At 45.4% G+C, this 26,064-nt stretch carries 25 protein-coding genes and 1 other RNA gene; 6 read left to right on the top strand and 20 right to left on the bottom strand.

Translation table 11 applies throughout. The annotated features are described in order from the left end of the window. Positions 1-65 precede the first annotated feature (65 nt). From A3Q3_RS0101005 to A3Q3_RS0100990, 4 genes are all read right to left on the bottom strand, one after another. The gene (locus A3Q3_RS0101005; RefSeq protein ID WP_020181699.1) at positions 66-866 is read right to left on the bottom strand and encodes a flagellin; all 801 of its coding nucleotides are present in this window, start codon (positions 864-866) and stop codon (positions 66-68) included. A gap of 437 nt (positions 867-1,303) precedes the next feature. After that, positions 1,304-1,945: a response regulator transcription factor gene (locus tag A3Q3_RS0101000; protein WP_020181698.1), complete on the bottom strand. Its 642-nt coding sequence runs from the start codon at positions 1,943-1,945 to the stop codon at positions 1,304-1,306. A 194-nt stretch (positions 1,946-2,139) separates the two neighbouring features. Next, positions 2,140-3,579 carry a sensor histidine kinase gene (locus A3Q3_RS13440; protein ID WP_020181697.1) on the bottom strand — a complete coding sequence of 480 codons (1,440 nt, stop codon included), beginning with the start codon at positions 3,577-3,579 and terminating at the stop codon, positions 2,140-2,142. 43 nt (positions 3,580-3,622) lie between these two features. Continuing rightward, on the bottom strand, positions 3,623-5,464 hold the full coding sequence (locus A3Q3_RS0100990) for a GGDEF domain-containing protein (RefSeq protein ID WP_020181696.1): 1,842 nt from the start codon (positions 5,462-5,464) through the stop codon (positions 3,623-3,625). Between the two features lie 226 nt (positions 5,465-5,690). On the opposite strand from A3Q3_RS0100990, the gene ffs reads away from it, so the two are divergent. The 4 genes from ffs to recR all read left to right on the top strand — a co-directional run bounded on the left by ffs (position 5,691) and on the right by recR (position 8,582). Continuing rightward, positions 5,691-5,787, top strand: an RNA gene (ffs, locus tag A3Q3_RS14245) — signal recognition particle sRNA small type. 155 nt (positions 5,788-5,942) lie between these two features. Further along, on the top strand, positions 5,943-7,631 hold the full coding sequence (gene dnaX / locus A3Q3_RS0100985; protein ID WP_020181695.1) for a DNA polymerase III subunit gamma/tau: 1,689 nt from the start codon (positions 5,943-5,945) through the stop codon (positions 7,629-7,631). 24 nt (positions 7,632-7,655) lie between these two features. After that, positions 7,656-7,964: a YbaB/EbfC family nucleoid-associated protein gene (locus A3Q3_RS0100980; protein WP_020181694.1), complete on the top strand. Its 309-nt coding sequence runs from the start codon at positions 7,656-7,658 to the stop codon at positions 7,962-7,964. 18 nt (positions 7,965-7,982) lie between these two features. Next, positions 7,983-8,582 carry a recombination mediator RecR gene (gene recR, locus A3Q3_RS0100975; protein WP_020181693.1) on the top strand — a complete coding sequence of 200 codons (600 nt, stop codon included), beginning with the start codon at positions 7,983-7,985 and terminating at the stop codon, positions 8,580-8,582. 73 nt (positions 8,583-8,655) lie between these two features. Here recR and A3Q3_RS0100970 read toward each other — a convergent pair whose 3' ends face one another. The 16 genes from A3Q3_RS0100970 to gltX all read right to left on the bottom strand — a co-directional run bounded on the left by A3Q3_RS0100970 (position 8,656) and on the right by gltX (position 23,773). Then, positions 8,656-9,309, bottom strand: a complete 654-nt coding sequence (locus A3Q3_RS0100970) for an HAD-IA family hydrolase (protein ID WP_020181692.1) — start codon at positions 9,307-9,309, stop codon at positions 8,656-8,658. Then, positions 9,306-10,007: a bifunctional 2-polyprenyl-6-hydroxyphenol methylase/3-demethylubiquinol 3-O-methyltransferase UbiG gene (gene ubiG / locus A3Q3_RS0100965; protein ID WP_020181691.1), complete on the bottom strand. Its 702-nt coding sequence runs from the start codon at positions 10,005-10,007 to the stop codon at positions 9,306-9,308. Before ubiG ends, A3Q3_RS0100970 begins: the two co-directional genes overlap by 4 nt. Before the next feature lie 24 nt (positions 10,008-10,031). Continuing rightward, positions 10,032-11,399: a TRZ/ATZ family hydrolase gene (locus tag A3Q3_RS0100960; RefSeq protein WP_026361663.1), complete on the bottom strand. Its 1,368-nt coding sequence runs from the start codon at positions 11,397-11,399 to the stop codon at positions 10,032-10,034. A 127-nt stretch (positions 11,400-11,526) separates the two neighbouring features. Beyond that, positions 11,527-12,624 (bottom strand): OmpA family protein, encoded by a 1,098-nt coding sequence (locus A3Q3_RS0100955; RefSeq protein ID WP_020181689.1) that lies wholly within the window; start codon positions 12,622-12,624, stop codon positions 11,527-11,529. A gap of 95 nt (positions 12,625-12,719) precedes the next feature. Further along, on the bottom strand, positions 12,720-13,427 hold the full coding sequence (locus A3Q3_RS13435) for a (5-formylfuran-3-yl)methyl phosphate synthase (RefSeq protein WP_020181688.1): 708 nt from the start codon (positions 13,425-13,427) through the stop codon (positions 12,720-12,722). Between the two features lie 12 nt (positions 13,428-13,439). Beyond that, on the bottom strand, positions 13,440-14,015 hold the full coding sequence (locus A3Q3_RS0100945) for a DUF447 domain-containing protein (RefSeq protein WP_020181687.1): 576 nt from the start codon (positions 14,013-14,015) through the stop codon (positions 13,440-13,442). Continuing rightward, a complete protein-coding gene (locus A3Q3_RS0100940) occupies positions 14,012-15,442 on the bottom strand; it encodes a DUF6513 domain-containing protein (protein ID WP_020181686.1) in 1,431 nt (476 codons plus the stop codon). Before A3Q3_RS0100940 ends, A3Q3_RS0100945 begins: the two co-directional genes overlap by 4 nt. A 5-nt stretch (positions 15,443-15,447) precedes the next feature. After that, a complete protein-coding gene (locus A3Q3_RS0100935; protein ID WP_020181685.1) occupies positions 15,448-15,999 on the bottom strand; it encodes a flavoprotein in 552 nt (183 codons plus the stop codon). Positions 16,000-16,003: 4 nt separating this feature from the next. Next, complete coding sequence (locus A3Q3_RS0100930; RefSeq protein WP_020181684.1) at positions 16,004-17,353, bottom strand: adenylosuccinate synthase; 1,350 nt, start codon at positions 17,351-17,353, stop codon at positions 16,004-16,006. Positions 17,354-17,399: 46 nt separating this feature from the next. Continuing rightward, positions 17,400-18,560, bottom strand: a complete 1,161-nt coding sequence (locus A3Q3_RS0100925; protein ID WP_020181683.1) for an ATP phosphoribosyltransferase regulatory subunit — start codon at positions 18,558-18,560, stop codon at positions 17,400-17,402. Positions 18,561-18,599: 39 nt separating this feature from the next. Then, the gene (locus A3Q3_RS0100920; RefSeq protein WP_020181682.1) at positions 18,600-18,785 is read right to left on the bottom strand and encodes a DUF2065 domain-containing protein; all 186 of its coding nucleotides are present in this window, start codon (positions 18,783-18,785) and stop codon (positions 18,600-18,602) included. A gap of 9 nt (positions 18,786-18,794) precedes the next feature. Next, on the bottom strand, positions 18,795-19,667 hold the full coding sequence (hflC, locus tag A3Q3_RS0100915; RefSeq protein WP_020181681.1) for a protease modulator HflC: 873 nt from the start codon (positions 19,665-19,667) through the stop codon (positions 18,795-18,797). 18 nt (positions 19,668-19,685) lie between these two features. Beyond that, positions 19,686-20,858 carry an FtsH protease activity modulator HflK gene (gene hflK / locus A3Q3_RS0100910; RefSeq protein ID WP_020181680.1) on the bottom strand — a complete coding sequence of 391 codons (1,173 nt, stop codon included), beginning with the start codon at positions 20,856-20,858 and terminating at the stop codon, positions 19,686-19,688. A 17-nt stretch (positions 20,859-20,875) separates the two neighbouring features. Beyond that, positions 20,876-22,003: a GTPase HflX gene (hflX, locus tag A3Q3_RS0100905; protein ID WP_020181679.1), complete on the bottom strand. Its 1,128-nt coding sequence runs from the start codon at positions 22,001-22,003 to the stop codon at positions 20,876-20,878. A gap of 6 nt (positions 22,004-22,009) precedes the next feature. Then, a complete protein-coding gene (gene hfq / locus A3Q3_RS0100900) occupies positions 22,010-22,249 on the bottom strand; it encodes an RNA chaperone Hfq (RefSeq protein ID WP_020181678.1) in 240 nt (79 codons plus the stop codon). A 129-nt stretch (positions 22,250-22,378) separates the two neighbouring features. Then, positions 22,379-23,773, bottom strand: a complete 1,395-nt coding sequence (gene gltX, locus A3Q3_RS0100895) for a glutamate--tRNA ligase (RefSeq protein ID WP_020181677.1) — start codon at positions 23,771-23,773, stop codon at positions 22,379-22,381. 203 nt (positions 23,774-23,976) lie between these two features. On the opposite strand from gltX, the gene A3Q3_RS0100890 reads away from it, so the two are divergent. Next, positions 23,977-25,617, top strand: coding sequence for a hypothetical protein (locus tag A3Q3_RS0100890; RefSeq protein WP_020181676.1), 1,641 nt, complete (start codon positions 23,977-23,979; stop codon positions 25,615-25,617). A gap of 120 nt (positions 25,618-25,737) precedes the next feature. Further along, positions 25,738-26,064 (top strand): hypothetical protein, encoded by a 327-nt coding sequence (locus tag A3Q3_RS0100885; protein ID WP_020181675.1) that lies wholly within the window; start codon positions 25,738-25,740, stop codon positions 26,062-26,064.

The raw sequence follows: 26,064 nt of genomic DNA, 5'->3' as shown, positions 1-26,064 counted from the left end.
CCCTATCTTACTGAAAATTCCACAGAGCTTTCGCCCTGTGGAAGTCAATTTACTCAAGTTACGAATTACCCTCTTAACAAGCTCAATACGTTGTTTGGTAGTGAGTTTGCTTGCGCTAACATCGCTGTACCTGCTTGTTGCAAGATTTGACCGCGTGTTAAGTTAGCTGTTTCTGCAGCAAAGTCTGTATCCATGATGCGTGATTTAGCTGCTGATTGGTTCTCTGAAGCCACTTGCAAGTTACCTACCACAGCTTCAAAACGGTTTTGTACCGCACCCAATGTCGCACGTTTAGTATTCGTTGCATCTAACGCTGTATCAATTGCACCTAACGCTGTTGTTGCTGCTGCTGCTGTTGAAACGCTACCTGTAATGGTTGCTGCAGCTACTGCTGATACAGAGATCGTGTCGCCAGAATCAGCGCCGATTTGGAATGTAGTTGAACCACCACCAAACACTGCTGTACCGTTAAACTTAGTAGCTGTACCGATACGTGTCACCTCTGCAGCTAGTTCTTGGAACTCAGCATCTAGGTTTGTACGGTCACCAGCAGAGTTACTGCCGTTGGCAGATTGCACTGCCAATTCACGCATACGTTGTAATGCGTCTGTTACTTTACTCAAACCACCTTCAGCAGTTTGTGCAAAAGAAATCGCATCGTTTGCATTACGCATCGCTACGTTCATGCCACGTACTTGTGAGTCCATACGTGTTGCAATCGCCATACCAGCAGCGTCATCTTTCGCGCTGTTTACACGTAAGCCAGAAGACAAACGTTGGATAGATGTATTTAAACCTGATTGTGAAGCGCTCAAGTTACGTTGTGTGTTTAATGAAGCAATGTTTGTATTAATTACTGCAGCCATGATAAATCTCCTAAATAAAATAAAATATTCAAATCACCCTACTGTTCGCTTGGCAACTTTTCATATTGCGTCGCACTTAAATCTATTATCGGTAAGCTTTTGTAAAAGTTTAGGGTAAGAACAAAACTTTTTATGAAACAGTTACTTAACCCACATAACCTCAAACAATTACCGATTAAGCAGACCCGATGAATATGATGTCGGCTATCATTTTCAAAACTTTAGGGTAATACCTTTTTATTTAGGGCTGACTCCTTAAAAAATACGATATATCAGCATGATAGCGATTATTTTGTGTGGTGAAGGGATTAACAAAGAGACAAAAACCAGCTATCTCTTAAGATAAACTTTGAGGAGAATTAGTGCACAAACGTAGATATGCGAGGCAAAAAAATGGGGTTTGCATAGCAAACCCCGAGGACTACCTCCCGATAGATCTAAACCAGTTGATTCTTAATCGCGTAATGCGTGATGTCAGAGTTATGACGTAAATGCATTTTTTCTAACAAACGTGTGCGGTACATACTCACTGTTTTTACAGAGAGCGATAATTTTTCGGCAATCTCACTCACAGAGAAGCCCGATGAAATCATGATCATCGTTTGGTATTCGCGGTCTGAAAGTGTCTCGTGCGGATTTTGTGTTTTTTCATCACTGACTTGCTCAGCCAAAATCTCGGCCACTTCTGGCGTAATATATTTTTTGCCTTTGGCTAAGGCGTGAATGGCTGACAATAATTCATTAGATGCGCTGTGTTTACATAAGTAGCCAGAAGCCCCTGATTTTAAAGCGCGTACAGCGTATTGATCTTCCATATACATAGACAACATCAATACAGACAGTGAAGGATTATCGCGTTTGATGCATTTCAATGCGTCCATGCCGCTGCGGTCTGGCAGTGAAATATCCAGCAACATCACATCGGCCTCAATCTCACGCGCAAATTTAATCGCTTCAGTCGCATTTTCTGCTTCGGCAACCACTTCAATTTCACCGGTGGTGGATAAGATTTGTTTGATGCCTGATCTTAAAATGGCATGGTCATCTACCACAATCACTCTAATTTTTTTGTTGTTCATACGCACCCCTTAACTGTTAATTACTTAACAGCAAATTGCGTGCCAAACAAAAAAATAAGTGTAAATTTTTGATAATTTATTAATAAATAATTGTATTTAAACAGTTAATTAAAATTACAAAATGAAAAAGCCACCCTGTGGGTGGCTAACTAACTATCGAAACTACAAGAGAAGTGATGAATTTATAACGGGGTTTATATCGGCAAAGTGACCTCTACTTTGGTACCGCTACTCGCTTGGTCTACCACGCCAATAGATAAGCTACCATTCAATGCAGACACACGTTCTTGCATACCGCGAAGCCCAAATGAGTTGGTTTTTAGTTTATCCACATCATTGATACCAATACCGTTATCAATCACTCGTAGTGTTACTTCATAGCCCGAGGCTTCTAAGCTCACATTCACTTGTGAGGCTTTGGCATATTTCGCAATATTGGAAAGTGATTCTTGGCAGATTCTAAATAAAGCCATCGATTGCTCTGTGGAAAGCATGATCTCTGCTTGATTAGTGCTAAATACACATTTTAAACCGACTTGTTTTTTAAACTGATTCACCTGCCACTCAACTGCATCGACAATACCAAGGTCTAAAATGCTCGGTCTTAAATTGCCAGAGATACGATGTACCGCTTCAAACGTACGGTTCACAATCGCTTCTAAGTTAGCGGTTTGTTCTAAAGATACGGATTGCTGTGCAGCGATTTGTTGTGCAATGCTGGCCAGGCCCATTTTAATAGCGGTTAGATTACCACCCAAGTCATCATGAATCTCGCGCGCAATGCTAATACGCTCTTGCTCTTTCACTTGATTCATATGGGCAGTCAATTGCTCTAGCTCACGGCGTGACTGTTCAATCTCTAACTTCTCTAATTTACTTTGTGTGATGTTCAGCATAATGCCATCCCACTGCACCACACCATCGCCTAACTGGCTAATAGTGGCACGCAAGTTAATCCATTTGGTATCTTGCCAACCATCAATCCACACCCGCCCTTCCCAATCCAATTTTTCTAGGCTTTGCGCACTGCTGATGAGTTTGGCACGTAAATCTTGGCGGTCGCGCGTATTCATAATAGAAAACAACTGCTGTGCATCTACCTGCAAGTCGTTTGCGGTAAGTCCTAGTAACGCTTCACAGCCGTCACTCACATAACGAAAACTCACTTCGTGATCAGCCGTCATTTGCATTTGGAACACCAAGCCAGGAATATTGGAGACAATGGCTTGGAAACGCGATTCACTCTCGCTGAGTGCCATCACTACTTTTTCGTTAGGGGAGATTTCGCTTTTTGTCACAAGAATATATTCGGTTTGACCTGATTGTATTAGCATAACACGGAGTTGATTTTTATGAACCCCAGCCTCAGGCAGCGGCTGATTGACGCTCAATTCGAACAGTGCTTTTTTGTCACGCTGCTGGTTTACATACGTGACCAAAGTTTTTGAACTCACCCCGAGGATTGCTTCCAACTGTTCAGGTTGAATCATTAACTCATCATTGCCGATTCTCTTTTGTGCCTCATCACTCGCATAAAGCAAATTCAGCGTAGTGGCATCCAACACATAAATTTCATCGGTAGGCGCCAATGTGAGTGATTTTAAAATTAACTGTGATTCGACAAGTGCTAACAATTGAATTTCCTTACATCAAAAGTGGTATACATCCGGCGTGTTCCTATTGCGCTTTGGCTAAATCCAGCTCAGTCATCACCTTGTTTTTGCCAGATTTCTTGGCTAAATACATGGCTTGATCGGCACGGTGAATCAGACCTGTTTGATCTTCTTCTACTTTAAACAAGGCAATCCCTGCGCTAAACGTAATCAGCAAGCGCTCGTTATTGCCTAAAAAGTATTCTTTGGTCAGCGTGCGTTGCAAACGTGTCATGGTAATGACAGCCTCGTCAATGTTGGTATCTGGCAACAGAATGACGAACTCCTCACCACCAAGCCGGGTCACAATGTCGGTTGGGCGAATGGTTTTTTTGACGACATTGGCCAGATGTTTCAACGCAACATCTCCCACGTGATGCCCGTAGGTATCATTGAGGTGTTTAAAGTTATCAATATCCAGCAGCGCCAATGTTAATGGGCCACCACCGCGACCAAACCTTGAAATTTCAGTGGTCAGTGCGTCATCTAAACCACGTCTGTTTAATACACCGGTAAGTTGATCCATGCGCACGGCTTCACTCAGCTGTGTCAGTTCTTCTTGCAGTTTTTTGATTTTCTCTTGTGAGCTCTCTGCTTCTTCACGTTGATGTAGCAATGCCTCACGTGAACGCATGATGTCTGCCTGCATGGTATGCGTATCGCGCATCAGGCCTTCTAACAACTCATTGATTCTCAAAATATCATCAGTCTCAGAGAGCTTATCAGCGTAGACTTCGATTTTTTCATGATAGCTACCACTAGTGTCCGCCATATGTTTCAAGCGGTCCACAAAAGTAGAGATCATCGTTTTGAAGGAGTTTTTTGCTTCGATTAAACTATGTTTAATCATGCCTTGTTTATAGATGACTTCTTTTAAGCTTTTCTCTGCCGATTGAATCTGCACGCGATCTAGCGGACCAGAGATAATGGTTTGCACAGTAGCGACTTGCCCTCTTAGCCATTGATCCTCGGCCACCAGTTCACTGATATTGCTGAGTAGCAATTTGAGCAATCTTAATAAATCTTGTTTAATGCCTTCTTCGTTTGCACCAATCAGTTCCACTCTCACCAGCAGTGCTCTAAATTGCTTGGCCATAAACTGCCAGTCTTTTAATTTGCGGGCCTTTTCAGTCAACACCGCTAGTTCATAGGCTTCTTCACGCAATTCCGGGTAGCCATCTAAACGTGGAATCAATCCGTGGTTCAATGACTGCTTCAACATGTCTTGTAAAATCTGGAAAGTCTCATGAAACTGTTTAGTTTCATCATTGCCTACGCCGATGACAGCGCTCAATTTATTGTCGATTTTTTGCAGTAATGTCGTGTCAGCTTGATTAGCCTCATCTGGCTCGGTCAATGCTGGCATCGCATTCTCGCCAACTGGCTCATTCGCACCCCAGCTGGTCGCTAGATTTTGAATTTTGGTAGACAGCTGAGAGTCGCTACCGTAATTAATCAGCACGCGTTCCAGCGTTTCTCTTTTACGCGCAATATCGGTACTGCTACGGCGCGCATCCCAACCTTTGAGTAAAAGACGAATCGCATCGGGCCATTGTTTGGATTGGGTCACACTGCTGTCCATGCCCTCATTTAACACATCGGCTAGCCCGGACCAGTTATCCTGCTTCAATAGCTTTTCCCAGCGGTTGATCCAATTGGCTTGCTCTGTGCTCTGATTTGGTAATTGCTTCAATGCTTTTTTAATCGCACTGTTTAAGGTTTCTTTTTGCGGAACACCCGCAATCTCATTGTAAATAAGCTCGTAATTATTGGGCGTAGGCTCAACGCGGCGCATTGCCATTTGCTTAATGGTCTCGCGTGCGATATCGGGTGCCGATACAATTTTTTTGGGTTGAGGCGTTGCCATAATAATTCTGAGATTTCCTAAATGGACAATTGTCGTCATAGCATTTTGGCGCGATATGCATGATTTTGAATGCTTGAAAAAGCACACTTAAGCCCTCTAATTGCTAAAATTAGCGCAGTTTATTAACAAGATTGGCTGGCCTCATCTGTGAGTGATAAGACCAGTGAGAGAAAAATTGCCACGCGAAGTGAAGTTGAACGGAGGAAAGTATTGTAAAATACTGTTTGGCGGGCCTCCCCGCATTGTAAAGTAGCCAACCTGGTCAGATGCGGAAGCAAGCAGCCACAACTATTGAGCAAGTGCCGGGGGTTTGGCTCGCCTCCTCCACTTGTATGGAAGATAACGTTGTTTGATTGGATCGTTCACATGCATGCCAAACGTTTAGCACTTTTACATGCCGGACACATCATCTAGTCATCAAGTGTTGGCATGTTACGTACCCATGTATCATTTAACGTATTGACGCAAAGGCCACTAGATGTCTTATCAAGTACTCGCACGTAAGTGGCGTCCCAAATCATTTAATACCTTAGTCGGGCAAGAGCATGTCGTGCGCGCGCTTACCAATGCGCTAGAGCAACAACGCTTGCATCATGCATATTTGTTTACCGGCACACGCGGTGTAGGCAAAACAACCATCGCGCGTATTTTGGCCAAATCCCTTAACTGTGAGCAAGGCATTACCGCTACGCCATGTGGCGTATGCAATGCCTGTACAGAGATTGATAAAGGCCGCTTTATTGATTTGATTGAGGTAGATGCTGCCAGCAACACACAAGTAGACGCGATGCGCGAGCTGCTTGAAAATGCACAATACGCACCCACAGCAGGCCGCTTTAAAGTCTATATCATCGATGAAGTGCACATGCTTTCTAAGAGCGCATTTAATGCCATGCTGAAGACCCTGGAAGAACCGCCGGCACATGTGAAGTTTATTTTGGCCACGACTGACCCACAAAAAGTGCCGGTAACGGTACTCTCACGCTGCCTGCAGTTTAACTTGCGTCAAATGGCAAGCACCACGATTACAGAACATCTCACGCAAATTTTGCAACAAGAGCAGATTGGGTTTGAAGCCAGCGCTATTCATTTAATTGCGCGTGCCGCTGCCGGCAGCATGCGTGATGCGCTCTCGCTCACAGACCAAGCCATTGCTTATGGCAACCAAACCGTGAATGAAGCAGAAGTACGCAGCATGCTGGGCGCAATTGACCAAAGTTATCTATATGAGATTTTGCAGGCACTGCTTGCGAATGACAGCGCTGCGCTGATTGCCAAAGCAAAAGTCATGGACACCCGTAGCATCTCATTTGAAGCGGCACTGGGCGATCTATCGGGCATACTGCATCAAATTGCCATTGCTAAAACCTGTCCGGAAACCATTGCCAATGATTTGCCAGAGCGTGCTGCACTCTTGCAGTTAGCCGAGACCATTTCTGCTGAAACCCTGCAGCTTTACTACCAAATCAGCATTCTGGGGCGCCGTGATATCGGGTTAGCGCCCGATGAGTATGCAGGCTTCACCATGACCCTGCTGCGTATGTTGGCCTTTACGCCACAAGAAAAACTATCAGATTCTGGCGAGCCAGAACGCAAAGCCGTTACCAACACTACTAATGTCTCCGCCAACTTAGGCGATCAGCGTAAAGCCGTGCCAGAAGTAGCCCCTGCCGCACCGCAATTAGCATCTAGCACAACGGAATTAACATTGCCTCAACCCGTTATTAGCAGGCCAATAGCACCAGAACCTACGTTGGCCGATGCACAACAAGAGTCAAACGAGCGCAGCTTTAACGGAGATTGGCGTACGCTAGTAGAACAGCGGCTCAAACTAGGCTTGGCACGTGCATTGGCACAAAACTGCGAAATGGTCACTTATGACGAGCACAGCATTACGCTTAAAGTGGCTGAAACGCACAAGCATTTAGCGAGTCCAAACTATCAAGACAAACTAAGCGATGCGATACATCAACACTTTGGGCGTAAAATCAAATTACAGTTTGAAATCGGCAGCGAGGCCAATACCCCTGCCAAGCAAATAGCGATTGAAAAAGCGACGATTCAATCGAATGCCGAAACCGCTATTTTGCAGGATCATTTTGTGCAATCCTTGATGAGCGATTTTGGCGCCACGATTATTCCTAACTCAATTAAACCTGTTCAATAATTCATTTAATAAAGGAGCATTCAAATGATGAAAGGCGGCATGGGCAACATGATGAAGCAAGCCCAGCAAATGCAAGCAAACATGCAAAAGGCGCAGGCAGAACTAGCCACAACTGAAGTGGAAGGCTCTGCAAGCAACGGCATGGTTAAAATCACCATGACCTGTAGCCATGATGTCAAGCGTGTGGTGATTGATGATGCAGTGATGGACGACAAAGAAACATTAGAAGACTTAGTACTGCTGGCGTTAAAAGATGCAAAAGCAAAAGTGGAAGCCACCTCCAGCGCGCGCATGAGTGCAGTCATGCCAGCCGGCTTTAAAATGCCTTTCTAATTTAACCCACATTACCTTGTGAAAAATCCACCCGCCCTTGAGCAATTGATCGAAGCCCTGCGTTGCCTGCCAGGCGTAGGGCCAAAATCTGCATTACGCATGGCTTACCACCTGATGCAGCGTGATCGAAAAGGTGCAGGACAGCTTGCATACTCCATGCAGCACGCACTAGATACGATTGGCCATTGCCAACTATGTAATAACTTTAGTGAACAAGCCGTTTGTGCATTGTGTAACGCTGAGCAGCGCGAGCCTAGTATGTTATGCGTGGTGGAAATGCCTACGGATTTAATGATGCTGGAACAAACACAATCTTACGCGGGGATGTACTTTGTGCTGATGGGTCGCTTGTCGCCAATTGATGGCATTGGCCCGAAAGAAATTCACTTAGACAAACTCATTAAGCGCGTGCAAGACGGCGTCATCCAAGAGGTGATTCTGGCTACCAATTACACCAGCGAAGGTGAAGCTACCGCTCACTATATCAGCGAAATGGTGAAAGCCCGCGGTATTGCCGTAAGCCGCATCGCACGGGGTTTACCTATGGGCGGCGAAATAGAGTATGTAGATAGTGGCACGCTCTCCACCGCGCTAATTGAGCGAAAAGTCGTTGCTTAATGAGACTCTTTACTCTGAATATAATGATTGGCCCAACGGATTTCCAGCTGATTTTATAGCTTAAATTTCTAGCTCAAATAAAATCCAACAATTCTTCAGGCTGATGAATCATGACATCAGCCCCCCAAGCTTCAGGCCTATCACCGGCATCCAAATAGCCAAATAACGCAACGACTGTCTGCATGCCTGCGGCTTTTCCTGCTTGTATATCACGCTCTGCATCGCCCACATATATACAATTTGCAGGGTCCACAGCAATCTGTTCACATGCCATCAACAAAGTGGCCGGGGATGGCTTAGGCTGTGGCGCATCGTCACCACTCACCACGCAAGCAGCTTGCACATGCAAGCCCATGCTTGCCACCAGTGGCTGCGTAAAGCGTTTAGGCTTATTGGTCACAATGCCCCATGGAATTTGGCTTTCATCTAACGCAGTCAGCACGGTTTGCATGCCCGCAAACAACTTGGGTTGCCGAGTAAACACTTGGTCATACAAATGCAAATACTCATCACGCAATACAATAAAATTAGGATCTTCTGGCGTCACACCAAACCCCAATCCCAATAAACCACGCGAGCCATGTGACGCAAATGGACGAATCTCATCATCGGTTAATGTTGGCCTGCCGTGACGCGTCAATTGCAAATTCAGTGCGTAGCCCAAATCTGGCGCAGTATCTACCAGCGTGCCATCCAGATCGAAAAAAATGGCTTGTATAGAACTCACGCTTCTGCCTTTTGTGCATGCACCATGTAATTCACACTGACATCGCTGTTAAGTGAGTACTGTTGTGTAAACGGTTGATAATGCAGCCCAACTTGGTCTTGTAATGTGAGCTCCGCATCACGCATCCATGATGCCAGCTCAGAAGGCTTGATAAATTTGGCATAATCATGCGTGCCACGTGGCAACATATTGAGAATATACTCCGCACCTATCACGGCCAGCAAATAGGCCTTAGGGTTGCGATGAATAGTAGAAAAAAATACCTGTCCACCCGGCTTCACCAACTGCGCACAAGCACGCACAACACTGGCGGGGTCTGGTACATGCTCTAGCATTTCCATGCAGGTCACCACATCAAACGAGGCAGGCTGTGCCGCCGCAAATGCTTCTACTGCAATACGTTGGTAATCCACAGCAACACCTGACTCTAAGCTATGTAGTTTAGCCACATTGAGCGCTTTCTCACCCAAATCAATGCCAGTCACAATTGCGCCAGCTTGAGCCATGGATTCAGACAAAATACCCCCACCACACCCAACATCCAGCACACGCTTGCCACGTAACTGGCTACGCGCATCAATGTATTGCAAACGCAATGGATTGATTTCATGTAACGGTTTGAACTCGCTGTTTTTATCCCACCACTTATGGGCTAACACGCTAAATTTATCTAGCTCGGCGCTATCAACATTACTCATCTTTATTCATCCCATTCATACTTGTCATGCTTGGCGGTGGGAGAAAGCACCGCTTAATTTATGATGCCACTGCTGCGCAATGTGCAATAGTGTGTGCGGCTCCACCTCACTAAACACGCCTTGGCTAAAAACACCCGTGCTAGATTCTGGCTTATTGTATCTGAGCTGACCATCGACCCACGTATGCGTTACGTTCTCACGGCTTGCAACATACACCAAGTGAGAAATGGGGTCGTAGCAAGGCTGAGACACCATCTCTGCCATATTCACTGCAATTAAATCCGCCTGTTTGCCTACCGTGACTGATCCTAGCTGAGACTCCAAACCCAAAGCTTTTGCCCCATTGATGGTAGCCATTTCCAAGGCTTGATGTGCAGAAATCGCAGTAGCATCGCCACTTTGCCCTTTTGCCAATAAGGCAGCCATACGCATTTCAGCAAACATATCTAATCGATTATTACTGGCTGCCCCGTCCGTACCAATACCAATATTGATACCCAATGCATCACATTTCGCCATCGGCGCAATCCCACTCGCCAACTTCAAATTAGAGGTTGGGCAATGTGCAATATGACACCCATAATCAGCCATCAGTTGCATATCGGCATCGTTCACATGCACACAATGCGCAAGCGTCAAACGCGTGCCTAATAAGCCTAAATTAGCAAAGCGTGTGAGCGGGCTTAAGCCATGGTTTGCCTTGCTGGTTTGTACCTCATGCATGGTTTCATGCATATGGGTATGAATACCCAAGTCCAATTGTTCCGCTAATGTACCGATGGTAGATAAGGTTGCGTCACTAACCGTATAAGGTGCATGTGGTGCAAAGCTAAACGTGATACGCGGTTGCGTCTTGTACGCATCGCGTACTGCCGTACCTTTTTCGAGATACATACCGGCATCATTGGCATAGTTGGTCGCAAATTCAAGGACCACCAAACCAATATGCGCGCGCATGCCAATTTGTGTGGCAGCTTGTATGCTCGCCTCAGGGAAAAAATACATATCGTTAAACGTCGTTATGCCACCGCTTAACATTTCTGCACAGGCAAGCAAGGTACCATCATAAACAAACGGTGGGGAAACAAACCTTTGCTCGACAGGCCAAATATGTTTTTCCAGCCAAGGCATCAGCGGCACATCATCCGCCAACCCGCGCATCAAACTCATGGCAGCGTGCGTATGCAAATTAATCAGGCCCGGCATTAACACATGCTCGTCCAGATGCACTGTCTCATTTGCAACAAATCGTTCAGAAACAATAGATGCCGGGCAGATTTCAATAACCACCCCTTGATGAACCACGACTGCCTGATGCTCAAGTACCGTATTTTTTGGAATAACTGGTAATACCCAACGGGCAACAATCACCAGATCAACAGATTTAATCATGGTTGGATTATAACTGGTCATAAGGCTGGCAGGTAGATACAGGTCGTTTAGAAAAGTGATTTAGGCAATAAAAAAACCTCGCTAGGCGAGGCTTTTTTTGAAGCATTAAAGCGTAATGACTGCTTTATTAGTTGCAACCTACTTCTTTTGTACCTTCTGCACGAATCTCAACACGGCGGTTAGGTTGTAAGCAAGAAATCAATTTTTTCGTTGCTTTATTACCTTCGCACTGTACAACAGGCTCAGATTCACCTTTACCAGTTGCTGTGATGAGAGATGAGTCCACACCTTGTGCAACTAAGTAATCTGCCACTTGTTTAGCACGGCGCTCAGACAGTTTTTGGTTATATGCATCAGAACCAATACGATCTGTATGACCCGTTACAATCACTGCTTTGATTTCTGGATTTGCTTTGATTTTAGCTGCGGCTTCATCCAATGCTGCTTTACCTTCATCTTTTAGTTTAGCTTTATCAAAACCAAATAATTTTTCAGCGCCTACAGTAATTGTTTCTGTTTGTGGTTTACACGCTACTGGTGCAGGTGCTGGCTCAGCAGCCGGTGCTGGCGCTGGTTCTGGTTCTGCTGCAATCGGTGCTGGCTCTGGTGCAGCTTCAGCAACAACAGGTGCTGGTGCGCCGAAACGGAAAATACCACCCACATTGAACAATGTATTACCAATCGTTTCATCGGCATCTACAGTACGTGCTGCGTTTTTAGCTTCTGCTTTGCTCCATTGGTGACGCAAGTCAGCTTGGATACCAAATGAATCGCTGAATAAGTATTGTGCACCAAGACCTAAACCAGCTAGCCATGAAGTTTTTGTTTTATCTGTTAAGCCAAGACCACTGTAATCTACATTGTTGCGCGCTGCACCAATCCCTGCCAATAAGAATGGACGGAATTTGTCACGACTAAACATATAGAGTGCATCTAAACCAAGGGTAGTTTGTTTGTATTTACCTCCTGCACCGGCAATACCTGTGTCTTCGTCAGCACGGTTATAGCCTAAACGACCTTGTAAATCCCAGCTTTGGCTTAATTCTTTACCAATGCTAAGAAAACCACCTGCGCCATTGTCGGCTTCTAAATCACTGTCAGTGTGCATATAGCTGATACCTGGCACTGCGTACCAAGCGCCACGGTACATATCTTCTGCTGTTGCGGTAAAGGTTGTTACACCTAGTGCTGCTGCGACAGCAAAACTCATTAAACTTTTTTTCATCTTGTTAACTCCTTTGTTAGTAACTTCTCGACGTACAGTGTAAATCCCACACCTAACTATACTCATTCAACATTGACATATCAACGCAGTCGGTTTTAAGACTGCATTTTATTACAAAAGTTGTTGTGTTTATACAACTTATCTTTGATTTCTTTAACTAAATGCGGTAATAAATTGTTTTGTCTCACATTGTCGCGACATACCCCAGACCTAAAACCGATATAACTGGGATAAAGCGGTGTCAATTCATTCAAGTATTCTACCCTTAATGCGCCTGCCAGCCCTGCTTGCAGATGGTGTAATTCACAGTATTTTACAAACGCATGAATGGTATCAGTATCAACCGCCGTCAATAAATGGTGTTGTTTATCTGCCGTATCTAGCATCACGCCATAAAATCCAATTTCAGCCAACATGGGAATCCAAGTCAAATCTATGGGTTGCTCGGCAAACATTACGGCAATTAATTTCATTTTTTTCGAGCGAATCAAACTGGCGAGTGCACCGAGATAGTCCGCTTGTTTTTGCAACGAAGCGATCGGTAATTTGACAATATCAACGCCCAAATCCCATTTACGGTGAATCAGATTTAATAGCGTATCTAAATCATCATGCGTATCCCCCACGGTGGCACTTACCAACGTCTGCCGATTCACTGCACGTACCGCCTGCAAACTCACATCATCATCCAAGCTACCCAGAGCACCTAATGCCGGGTCTTTTAGGTCAATGAAGTCAGCGCCCGCGTGCATGGCGTCTAAGGCTTCATCTGCATTTTTCACACTAATCAATAAGCGAATCATGCTTGAGCCCTACTAAGCCTGGGTAAATCCAGATTGTTCCGCATAATATCCGTCAATTTTTTCCACCAACCATTGCCATGCTTGCAACTCACGTTCACCCGCCGTTTTATCAATAGCAATCTGCAGATACGCCCGTTCGATCAACACTTTGTCTTGCGGTAACCGGCTAAGTCGGCTGGCAAGCACTGCCAACTCAATCACAGCAGCCTGTGCACGATTAAAACCGGCAAATGGCTGATGTGTTTCTTGATGCACGCTGCGCATCCACAACTGTGGACGCACAGGGTCATCTACCACTTTTTCAAGACGTAACTCATCATGCGATAAAGTGTCCGCCAACCGAAACCCTTTGACCACAGTTGCGGGCAATATAGCGTGCGTTTGTGTTTTGACTATGGCGCCAGCAAATACACGTACATCATCGGTCAGATTCATCACCGCACATTCTGTTGCCAAAATGTTTTCTAAAGTCGTAGAGGGTTTAAATGGTGAGATGACTATCAGGCTATCTTTTTTTTGAACGCCAAATGGCGTGATATGCACATTTCCAGCAAGGTCTACAGTCGAAATAATGGTTTCGTAAATCATGGTTTAGGCTGATGCTTTTTTTCTTTAATTGAAGCCTCGCGATGGGCTTTTTTGGGTTGCTTATTTTGCACTTGCGATGCCACGCCAAAATTGAGTTCTTCATCTTGTACAAAGCGCTTTTTAAGCTGCCATGCGATTTGTGCCCGCGCCAGCTCTACCCCCAAATAAAAGGCATGCGAGGCATCATTCTCAACGCCCAAGTGTGGGTAAAATTGAAAAGGGTCTTGATCCAATTGCAGGCCGTCGCGATTGTAGACGTAGATGCCCTGCTCACTCACCATAATACGAAAACTAGGGTCTTTGATTTGTGCTGCGATTTCTTGAATCTCAGCTTCATCATAGCTAAACGGTTTTCGGTCATGCAAGCCCAGCAAGCCGTTACTGTAACCTCTGGGCAAACGATTGTCTTGTTTAGCGCGATACATGACCCGCCTGGCAACATCAGCCTCTGCGATCGCATTCACCGCATGCGCACTGACAGAGGTTGCCAATACTGCATTGATATTCAGCTCACTAATCATGCCAAATAACAATGCGTTGATGCCTGTCGTGTCTGCATCGGTCAGTTCAGTTAAATTGCCCACACCCATCATTATGGGAATCTCTGGGTATTTTTTACGTAGCTTGTGATAGCGCACAATAGAATCGGTAAGACCAAAATGAATAGGATCCAAAATGGCATCGGCTATAAATGGTTTGTTCTTACGCAGACAGTGCTCAATGGCACGATACAACGAAGCCATATTGCCAGGTTTTGCCGGTATTAAAATAGGCGTAGCAGCCACTTCGTCGATTAAATCAATCGACTTTTCCGTCAAGCTCAACAAGAAATCCGCACCGGCATGCCCAGCGATGCGTAAATCCGAAATGCTCATGGAATCCACGCTAACCAAATGACCAGCAGACTTGAGTGCTTTCACTGCATCTGCCAAATGCACGAATGGCTTGCCGGGCAAACAGCCCAAGTCAATCACATCGGCACCTTGTTGCTTAAAACGCTCCGCTTTGGCAATAATGGCGTCAACTGACAAATCTGGCGCATCTACAATTTCTGCAAAAATCTGCACGCTGTGTTGTGATAAATCAGGCGCGATGCCCTGTTGACCGAAATATTGGGGTAAATCTTTCAAATCCGCAGGACCGCGTTCCACCGGCACACCCAACTTTTCTTCAAGTGGACCTAGGTCGCCTTGGCATAGTCCGGGCAAAATCACTTTATTGGCGTCACCCACATCTTTGAGCCGTCGCGCAATCATTTCAGGCGTCATCAAGGCCGCTACTGATACACCTATTTGTTCAACACGGTATTTGAATTGTGGGGTTTTAAGATTGGCCTGCACTTCAATATCGGCTTGTATTTGACGCAATACTTTATGCAGGCTTTTTTCGGCTAATTTTCCTGTTAAAAATAACAGTTTTTCAGTCATGTCACTTACTCAGCATCCATTTGATGCACAGCAGCTAGGCGGTGCATGATGTACTGTTGCAACTGTTGCATATCTTCAGCTACTTCGGTGTGGGTAAAGGCTTTTAATTTGATCACGTTATCGAGATCAATCTGGCGTGGGTAAACTTTAACCACATTGTCACGGGGAGCTTCCGACTCGAGCTCTGGTGCCGTATCACAAGCAAAGACAATGCTATGCACACGCGTTTTTCCTGCTTGCGCAAATAGATTGGTCACCAAGCTATCCGAAAACCCATACGCCATCTTGGCAATGGTATTAGAGGTTGCAGGCGCAATCACCAAGCTATGGTATTTGCCTTCATAAAATAGCTCAACAGGAATACTGCTGGCAGTTTTATCCTGATAGACACGGTGGCCAGTCGCATCAATTAAATCTTGAAAGCCGTACTGCTTGATGATTTCGGCCGCAGCCTTACTCAAAAAAATATCGACCGATTCCAGTGTTTGCAAAATGGCGAGTGATTCACGCAAGTAATGGCCAGAACCTGTAATCGCCCATGCAAGTCGTTGCTGCATCTGATTATCCAATATGGAAAGGATGTTCTAGCACAATGGTTTCATCGCGCTCAGGGCCTGTCGATACAATCGCAATAGGCACACCACATAAAGCTTCCAAGCGTTTTAAGTAGATTTGTGCGTTTTTAGGCAAGCCTTCCCAAGTTTTTACGCCAAAGGTATTGTCGTGCCAGCCCGCCACTGTTTCATAAATTGGCTCGCAGCGTGCCACATCATCGGCGCCCACAGGTAGCATATCCACCACTTTGCCGTCCAGCTTGTATCCAGTACAAATATTGAGGCTATCAATGCCATCCAGCACGTCCAGCTTGGTAATGCATAAACCGGTCAAGCCATTGATACGGGCAGAACGTCTCAACGCTGCAGCATCAAACCAACCGCAGCGGCGTTTACGTTTAGTCACGGTACCAATTTCCTGGCCTTTGTTTGACATTTGATAACCAGGGACACCCTCTGTTTCAATATCCAACTCGCTTGGGAATGGCCCACCGCCGACACGCGTGGTATAAGCTTTGGTAATGCCCAACACATAATGCAGCATACTGGCACCTACACCTGTCCCTGCTGAAGCTTGTCCGGCAATACAGTTACTAGAGGTGACATATGGGTAAGTACCATGGTCAATGTCCAACAAGGTACCTTGTGCACCTTCAAATAATAAATTCTCGCCACGCGTGTTAGCTGCGTAGAGTTCAGCGGAAATATCGGCCACCATAGGCTTTAATGCTTGCGCTTGCTGCATACTGGCCTCATATTGCTGATTGAAATCAACTGCAGGTGCGCCTAAATATTGCGTCAGTACAAAGTTGTGATAATCCATCACCTCGCGTAATTTTTCGGCAAAGCGCTCTGGGTAGAATAAGTCATAGACGCGTAATGCGCGGCGTGCGACTTTATCTTCATAGGTTGGGCCTATGCCTTTTCCTGTCGTGCCAATTTTTTTATCAGCACTGCGTTTGGCTTCACGTGCAATATCTACCGCCACGTGGTGGCTCAAAATTAATGGACAGCCCGGACTGAGTTTTAAACGGCTTTTGACTTCCAAACCGCCTTTCTCCAAAGTTTCAATTTCACTCAGTAAATGCCCAGCATCCAACACCACGCCATTACCGATATAGCAATTGACACCTGCGCGCACAATGCCTGACGGCACTAAGTTAAGTTTATATATACGTTGTTCCGCACCCTGCCCAACCACTAAGGTGTGGCCTGCGTTGTGTCCGCCTTGGAACCTGACAACACCTTGTGCATGGTCGGTTAACCAATCAACGATTTTACCTTTGCCTTCGTCACCCCATTGCGTGCCAATGACGACTACATTTTTTGCCTGATGTTTACTTGATTGATTTGCCATAATTTCAATAGTGTAGATATATCTCTACGTAGATAAATAAAATGAGTTAATGAGAGACAGTGGCTACGCGCCACTGGCCTTGCTGCAATTCCAGCGTACGATCGCAATTAAGTTCATCCAATTGCGCAGGCGTATTAGGTAAGGCTTGTACCACCATCTGCCCAGAGGCACGCAATGATTCTATTGCTGTTAGTAATGCTGCATCATTGCCTGATGGTGCCAGTATGCCTTTGGTAGCAACTGCTGGCGCGAGCGCGAGTACCGCACCACGCAAATCGAGACTGAACCCGGTGGCTGGACGTGCACGCCCAAATGCAATACCTACTTCATCGTAACGTCCGCCTAAGGCAATGGGACCTGCATAGCCATGTGCATAAGCGGCAAACACAATGCCTGAATGATAGTGATAACCACGCAACTCGCTCAGATCAAATCCAACCTGTACATCCAAATCCGCCAATAAGTCTGCTATCGCGCGCAAATCATTTAATGCACGGATGATTTCCACAAATGCAGGCAACTCGGCTGCCGCTTGTATCAGCATGTCCACGCCACCATTAAGCTCGGTAAGGCGAATAAATGCACGTTGTATGGGCGCATCTAACGCCTGAACCAACTGGGTCACAGTCGCTTTATCTTTACTTTGCAATGCTGCAAACAGGCTTTGTTCTAAGCTAGCATCAACACCTGCGTGTTTGACCAAACTTTCAAAAATACCCACATGACTAAAGTCAATATGTAGTTCTTCGAGACCCAACAATTGCAATGCCTTAATCATTAAGCGCTGGATCTCTACATCGCTCTCGATACCAGCGTGGCCAAACAACTCAGCGCCCAGCTGTAGTGGCTCACGCGTACGTGCCAGGCCATCGGGCTTGGTGCGTAATACAGTGCCAGCATAGCAAAGACGTGACACGCCTTGATGATTCAGCATGTGCGCATCAATCCGCGCTGCTTGTGGTGTGGTGTCTGCACGCACGCCCATCAAACGACCCGTCAATTGATCCACCACTTTAAATGTCGCCAAGTCCAAATCATACCCGGTACCGGTAATCAGTGATTCCATGTATTCCAACATAGGTGGAATCACATACTGATAGCCATGCACTTGGAACAGATCCAAAAGCTGACGACGCAATGACTCAATACGCGCGGCCTCTGCAGGCAACACATCTTCAATAAATTCGGGGAGTAACCAATTTCGCATGGCGTTATTATAACCGCAAACAGCCTAAAACGGCTTACGCTAGCGACTGAACATCGTCAGTAAAAAACCACCTAGGACAGAAATCAGGCCAATAAATCGCAACTGACCATCTTTAAGCACAATCAACCGCTGAAAAGTGTCGCGCCAAGCTTGAGGCATCAATAGTGGCAATAAGCCTTCTATGATAAGCACCAAGCCTAACGCTGTCAGCAAAGAGTCTTTCAAGCTAGCACGCTATTTTTTAGCGCCTGAGCTACGCATATATTTAAAAAAGTCTGAGCTTTGGTCTAATACAATCACGTCAGACTTACTTTTAAAGCTGTTTTTATACGCTTCTGTACTGCGATAGAACGCATAAAATTCTGGGTTTTTACCAAAGGCATCGGCATAAACCTCTGCCGCTTTGGCATCGCCCTCACCTTTCACTTTTTGCGCTTCACGGAAAGCTTCTGCAATAATCACCTCTCGTTGCTTGTCCGCATCTGCACGAATTTTCTCAGCAGCTGCCGCACCTTGAGAACGCAGTTCATTGGCGACAGATTTACGCTCTGCATCCATGCGTTGGTACACAGACTCGCTCACTTCTTTAGGCAGATCCACACGACGCAAGCGCACGTCTAAAATTTGAATGCCCATTTGACGGCTATCTTTGTCTGCGCGTTGACGCAAAATTTCCATGATTTCAGAACGCTCACCAGAAACCACATCGTGAATGGTGCGCTTACCAAATTCAGCACGTAAACCATCATTGACTGTTTGTGACAGACGGCGCTCTGCTTGTGCCTCATCGCCTTTGACAGACACATAAAACTTTGCTGGATCGACAATCTTCCACTTGACAAACGAGTCTACCAACACGTTTTTCTTCTCGCTGGTAATAAAGCGATCCGGCTCATCCCAGTTCAAAGTCAAAATACGTTTATCAAAGTAACGTACATTCTCCACCAGTGGCATTTTGAAATATAAGCCCGGAGACTTCTTCACCGAAACGATTTCACCCAACCTGAAGACGATTGCATACTCGCGCTCATCCACGGTATACGCGGACAACGTCAAGATGACCATCACCACAAACGCGCCAATTAATCCTGCACCAAAATTTTTCATATTATGTCCGCTTTCGTTCTATCGTTCATCACGGTCACGGCTTCTAAAAGCATCCCGTGAACGATCGGTATCTAACTCTACTTGCACTGGCTCTGTTGTGGCTGATTTAGCCGAAGATGTGGAGGATTGGCTGCTAGTACCTGAGCGCTCCATCAGCTTATCCAAAGGCAAATACAATAGACTGTTGCCACCTTTTTGGTCGATCAGCACTTTGCTGGTGTTGCTCAAAATTTGCTCTTGCGCATCGATGTACAAACGTTGACGTGTAACCTCTGGGGCCTTGTTGTACTGGGTAAGCACCTGCTCAAAACGATTGGCATTACCTTTGGCCTCGTTCTCCACACGCAATTTATAACCAGCCGCTTCTTCTGCCAGTCTGGATGCAGTACCACGTGCTTTAGGAATCACGTCATTGGCATAGGCCTGACCTTCATTTTTTTGGCGCTCCAAATCCTGTTTGGCTTTCACCGCATCATCAAATGCAGCTTGCACTTGTTCTGGTGGCTGGGCATTTTGCATGGTAACGTTCACTACATTAATGCCAGAATCGTAGCGATCCAGCACTTCTTGCATCAGCTTTTTAGCACGCACTGCAATTTCTTCACGCCCTTCGTACAGCGCAAAATCCATACGGCTTTTACCCACAATCTCGCGAATCGCAGTTTCTGCCACGCCTCTTACGCTGTCTTCTGTTGCGCGGTTTTTAAATTGAAAGTTTTCTACATCTTTTAAGTTGTATTGCACGGCAAATTGCAAATCAATGATATTTTCATCATCCGTTAACATCAATGACTCACGTGACTCACGGCTACGTGTGTTGCCCCCTTCGGCAGAGCGATAACCCACCTCAATGGTACGCACTTGCTCAAGATTGACATTCTCTACACTTTCAATAGGAAATGGCATATGCCATCTTGGACCAGGCAATGTAGTTTCCACATGTTGCCCAAAGCGTAGCACTACACCTCGCGAGCCTTGGTCCACAATGTAAAAGCCAGTAGCCAGCCACACCAGTGCAATTAAGCCAATAATCGGCAGAACAGGAAACTCTGTATTTCTACTAGGCGTGGACCCTTGATTATTTGAACCACCAAATAAACCGTTAATTTTTTTACTTAAATCACGAAAAACCTCGTCTAAATCAGGCGGCCCTTCATTGTTGCGTTGTCCAAATCCTGGAAACTTAATCATGCATTACTCCGAATTGATTATGCGTAAGCACTTTCTTCTGTGCTCAATTGTTTCAATAATTGTTGATACTCTGTGAGTGCCAACCTCAAATCATCAAGGCCAGTGCCATCAATGGCTGAAATTCTTACCTTGGAAATCTTACCATACTCGTCACGCTCTATCCCAGCAGGCATTCCTAGTCGATCAATTTGGTTCAGCACCAAGATTTGATGCACTTGCGAAGCGCCGATTTCGTTCAGCACAAAATTTACTTGTTCAATCTGAGCATCGCGATTCGTGCTAGCGACATCCACCACATGCAATAGCAAATCTGCTTGCGCCGCTTCTTCCAATGTGGCGCCGAACGCTTCAATTAAAGTGGTGGGTAAGTGTTTGATAAACCCTACTGTGTCTGAAAGCACAACAGGGTTGGCATCTGCCAAATGCATTTTGCGCGAGGTCGTATCCAATGTCGCGAACAATTGGTCGGCTGCGTATACACCAGAACGCGTTAATCGGTTAAACAAAGTGGATTTACCCGCATTGGTATAACCCACAATAGAGACGGTCATTAAGTTGGAGCGTTTACGGGCTCTGCGTTGCATGCCGCGTTGTTGTTTCAACTTCTCCAGCTTTTCACGTAGCTGTTTAACACGCACACGTAGCATACGGCGGTCTAATTCCAGCTGGGTTTCACCAGGACCACCGCGCACCCCGATACCGCCTTTTTGGCGCTCTAAGTGCGTCCAGCCACGGACTAAGCGTGTAGATAGGTGTTCTAGTTGCGCGAGCTCGACTTGTAATTTACCTTCATGGGTTTGTGCGCGCTGCGCAAAAATATCCAAAATCAAGCCGGTTCGGTCGACCACACGCGCTTGTAGAAAGCGCTCAAGATTGCGTTGTTGTGAGGGACTTAAATCATGATTGAATGCAGCAACCTTGGATTCACTCGATTCCAGCATGAGTTTGAGTTCTTCTGCCTTACCTGAACCGATAAAGTATTTGGCATCCGGCGATTGCCGCTTTCCTTCAACCGTCGCCCGTATTTGCATACCGGCAGTGGTCACAAGATGCCGCAACTCTTGCAAACTCTCTGCGTAATCTGCGTCGCCAAAATCCACACTAACTAGTACTACGGCATCTCCGCCAGAAGGTCTTTCAAACATGCAGCATTATTCTTCGGATTGTTCCGGAATACTCATGTTCACTGCACGTGCAGGCACGATGGTAGAAATAGCGTGCTTGTACACCATTTGCGTGACGGTATTTTTCAACAGGATAACGTATTGATCGAAAGAATCTACTTGCCCTTGTAACTTAATGCCGTTGACAAGATAAATAGACACTTGTACATGCTCTTTTCTCAATGCATTTAAGAAAGGGTCTTGTAACATCTGTCCTTTATTGTTCATTATTATGCTCCTTTTTAGTTTTAATAATGTTGGAGTAGCGTGCAACAGCCAACTTCACCCATGCTATTAAATTTAATGACTACGATTGTACTATTTTGTTCCAGTTTAGTTTGTGAAAACAGGGATTTTTTATGATAAATAGGCATTAATTCTTGCAATTGATGCTTCGCGCCCTAAAATCATCATCACCTGATCAATGCTTGGCGACTGTGCAATGCCAATCAGCATGACACGCAATGGCATGGCTAACTTCGGAAATTTCACCTGATGTGTAGTGACAACTTCATTCATCACCGCATGAATTGCTTCTGCCGTCCAATCAATAGTTTGTAGTTTTTGGGCAAAGTCAGCCACAATTGGCAAGGTCTCTGGCGTAATATGTTTCTCAACATCCGCTGCACTCGCTTGTGGCAACGTAAAGAAGAAATGGATATCTTGCGCCAGTTGATTTAAGTTATTAGCACGCTCGCGGTACAACTGTAGTGCTGATGCCAATTGGGCTGGCGGTGCATCAGACACGCCCGCTTGCGCCAAGCGTTTAGCAATATCCTGTGCAAGCTCACCAATATCACAAGTCTTGATGTAATGCGCATTCAACCAGTTTAACTTTTCCGTATTGAACTGTGCGGCTGACGGTGTAATGTGATCAAGGTCAAACCAAGTACAGAATTGCTGCATATCAAATACTTCGTCATCGCCATGCGACCAGCCTAACCGTGCCAAATAATTAAGTACCGCTTCCGGCAAGTAGCCTTCTTCGTCGTATTGCATCACACTCACTGCGCCATGACGTTTCGAGAGCTTTTGTCCGTCATCGCCCAAAATCATGGAAAGGTGCGCGTACTCTGGCACTTTTGCACCCAGTGCATTGAGCATATTAATTTGCCTAGGCGTATTATTCACATGGTCATCGCCGCGTATCACGTGCGTGATGTTCATTTCCCAGTCATCTACCACCACACAGAAATTATAGGTGGGCGTACCATCAGCACGCGCAATAATCACGTCATCTAGTTCTGTATTAGAGATTTCGATGCGCCCTTTGACTAAATCATCCCAAGCGACTACGCCTGCGGTTGGATTTTTGAAACGTACGACGGGAGGCACATCCTGAGGTGGTGCTGGCAATACTTTGCCTGCTTCTGGACGCCAACGACCATCGTAACGTGGCTTTTGACCTTGTTGCATTTGCTGCTCACGCAACGCATCCAGTTCCTCTTTGCTGCAATAGCAGAGATAAGCGGTACCAGCTGCCAGCATATTTTGAATGACCACTTTGTATTGGTCCATGCGCTGCATTTGGTAGAACGGGCCTTCGTCATAATCAAGACCTAGCCAATGCATGCCGTCCAAAATGGCTTGCACAGCTTCTGGCGTAGAGCGCGCAACATCGGTATCTTCAATACGCAGGACAAACTGACCCTGAAAACGTTTGGCATAAGCCCATGAAAACAAAGCGGTTCTGGCACCGCCAATATGTAAAAAACCTGTAGGACTGGGGGCGAATCGTGTACGAACTTGCATAATTACTCTCAACAATGAGCGCTCATTTTAACATGTATGCACCCATCCCATGCGCCAGTGTCGCGATAAGTGCTGAATGTTGCTTGCACAATGACTCAATTGGGCTAAGCACTTGAATTTAGCTTGCTTCTGCGATTAAACAGAATTATATTAAGTTTAAATAGTGAATGAATTTAAAATCAGAAACTTATCTGACGTTTTGTATGAAAAACCTACTCACATCGCTGATTAAAAAAGAAGGCGTTCATGGCCTAAATACAAGGCTGAGTTGGCTGCCGGATTTGGCACATCTTGATGCCATCAGCGGCATCAAGCTATCTATTAAGCACATTACTTCCATTTTAAATGACAGCGCATTGTCAGTCTCTGAGAAAATTCATCTCTTGCTACTCATAGAAGATGCGAATCGCTCAACACTGCAACAGCAATTGATTGCGTTTATCAAGCTGGACAACCTCAAGCCAGAAATCACACATCATATTGTAGACATTAACTATGCTTATTATAGGATGGTGTTTTTGTCCTATACCAAACTGATTGACATCAGCTTCAACAAACCACGGGAGCAACAACCACAGCAGCCGATTAAGCTAGTCATGCTGTCCAGAGCCATCATGACATCGATTAACATGTTGAAATGGCGCTATTTTGAGCGCGCTGGCCCACCGGCAAACCTCTGGTCCCAAAGCAATACCTTATATCAATATGCTGCGGAACATCAGCTTAACAAGGCCATGATCAAGCCTTATGCCGACCTCCAGCACACCACTATCGATAGTTTGCTATTGCAATTGTGGATGCTAGGTAATCTAAACTTTAGCGGCTTACTCAAATCGCAAATTGAAACGGCTGCTGAGTTGCTGAATTTATCAATGCATGACATCAATCTTCACTCGGAATGGAATGCGCGCGATACTTTTTTTGTAGAACTCACCAAAGACCACCCAGCAAGGCGTATCCGCAAACTCATCCCAAGTACGTATAGTTTATTTTGGGAGCTAGATGGTTTTGAAGCGTCAATACAACACGCATTGCATCAAATACACACGCACCAAACGGTTGCCTTTAAAGGTACCTCTCTCAAACATACCTATTTATTAGAAGAAACACTGACCTATCTTAAAAAAGAATGGTCTAGAACAGGCTACCAGCGTCAACGCAGAAGAGAGTTACGTCACGACATTATTAGAACCGCTTCTGTCTCTGTAGGCGTTTCTGCGGTGTGCGATTTACTGCAACAACTTGATTTAAGCCATGTACCAGTTAAAAACTTAGCGGACGGCAGTTTGACAAAGCGGCCAGTACAAACGCGGGTAGTCAGCCAAGGCACTACCAATACACTGATGGTGGGCAAAGAGAAATGGAACATTCTGAACGAAAGCACGCTAGGCTTAGGTACGTTTGTCTCACAAGAGACCAGCCCAGCTGTCAAGCCAAACAAGTTAGTGGCTATTCTCACCACGCGTGCACATGCCAAACCAGCCATTGGTGTAATTAGAAACAGCAAGCAAATGAGCGGTGGTAAATTAAAAATTGGTATTGAGCTGTTAACTGAAAACCCCAACCTTGCCTCACTGAAAAAATTTGAGATCAAAAAAGAGACGGATACGCACGAGCAAACTACTTCTAGCAACAGCTTAAATGTAGAGTTTTTTGCAATATTCATTCCGTATCACTCATTACTGCACAAGCCTGCCAGCTTAATCATGCCCAAGATTGAATTTCTGCCGCGTACTTTTTATGAGATTCACTTCAATCACAAGCGCGAAATCGTTAAATTCGACGACCCTATAGAACAAGGAGATGATTGGGTGTGTGTTAGTTTTCCAGAAGAATTAAGCTAAATAAACGATCTAATCGCGCTTAAAATCATCCAAGCGCAAGCAAGGCGATTAAAAGTATAAAAATCTGTTGTAAATCAATTACAAAGAAATTATTATGCTGAAAATACTTGAGGAATCGCTATGCAAATCTTCACTGGCGAAATCTACGGCAAACAAACAGCACAACGTTTTGTCATGTACCACGTACTTAAAGTGGGAAAACATGGCATCACCCTTCAAAACATTGATAACCCATTAAGTCTGTTTGAAACGACCGCGGATAAATTAAGCAGTGCCGGCTATATCAGAATCAGCCAAACACCTTTTATAGACATGCAAACCGCTAAGAAGAAAAAAGTGCTTAAAAAGCCAATGCGTTGCCCATACACGCTAGACTTTTTGGAAGCCCGCGCGGATAGCGAGCGCCCTGCTCCGATATTGCCTGATTTATTTGCTGACGCAGTTTGA

It is taken from the genome of Methylotenera sp. 1P/1, assembly GCF_000384355.1.
Taxonomy (GTDB): domain Bacteria; phylum Pseudomonadota; class Gammaproteobacteria; order Burkholderiales; family Methylophilaceae; genus Methylophilus.
This window is presented reverse-complemented; position numbering and strand designations above follow the sequence as displayed.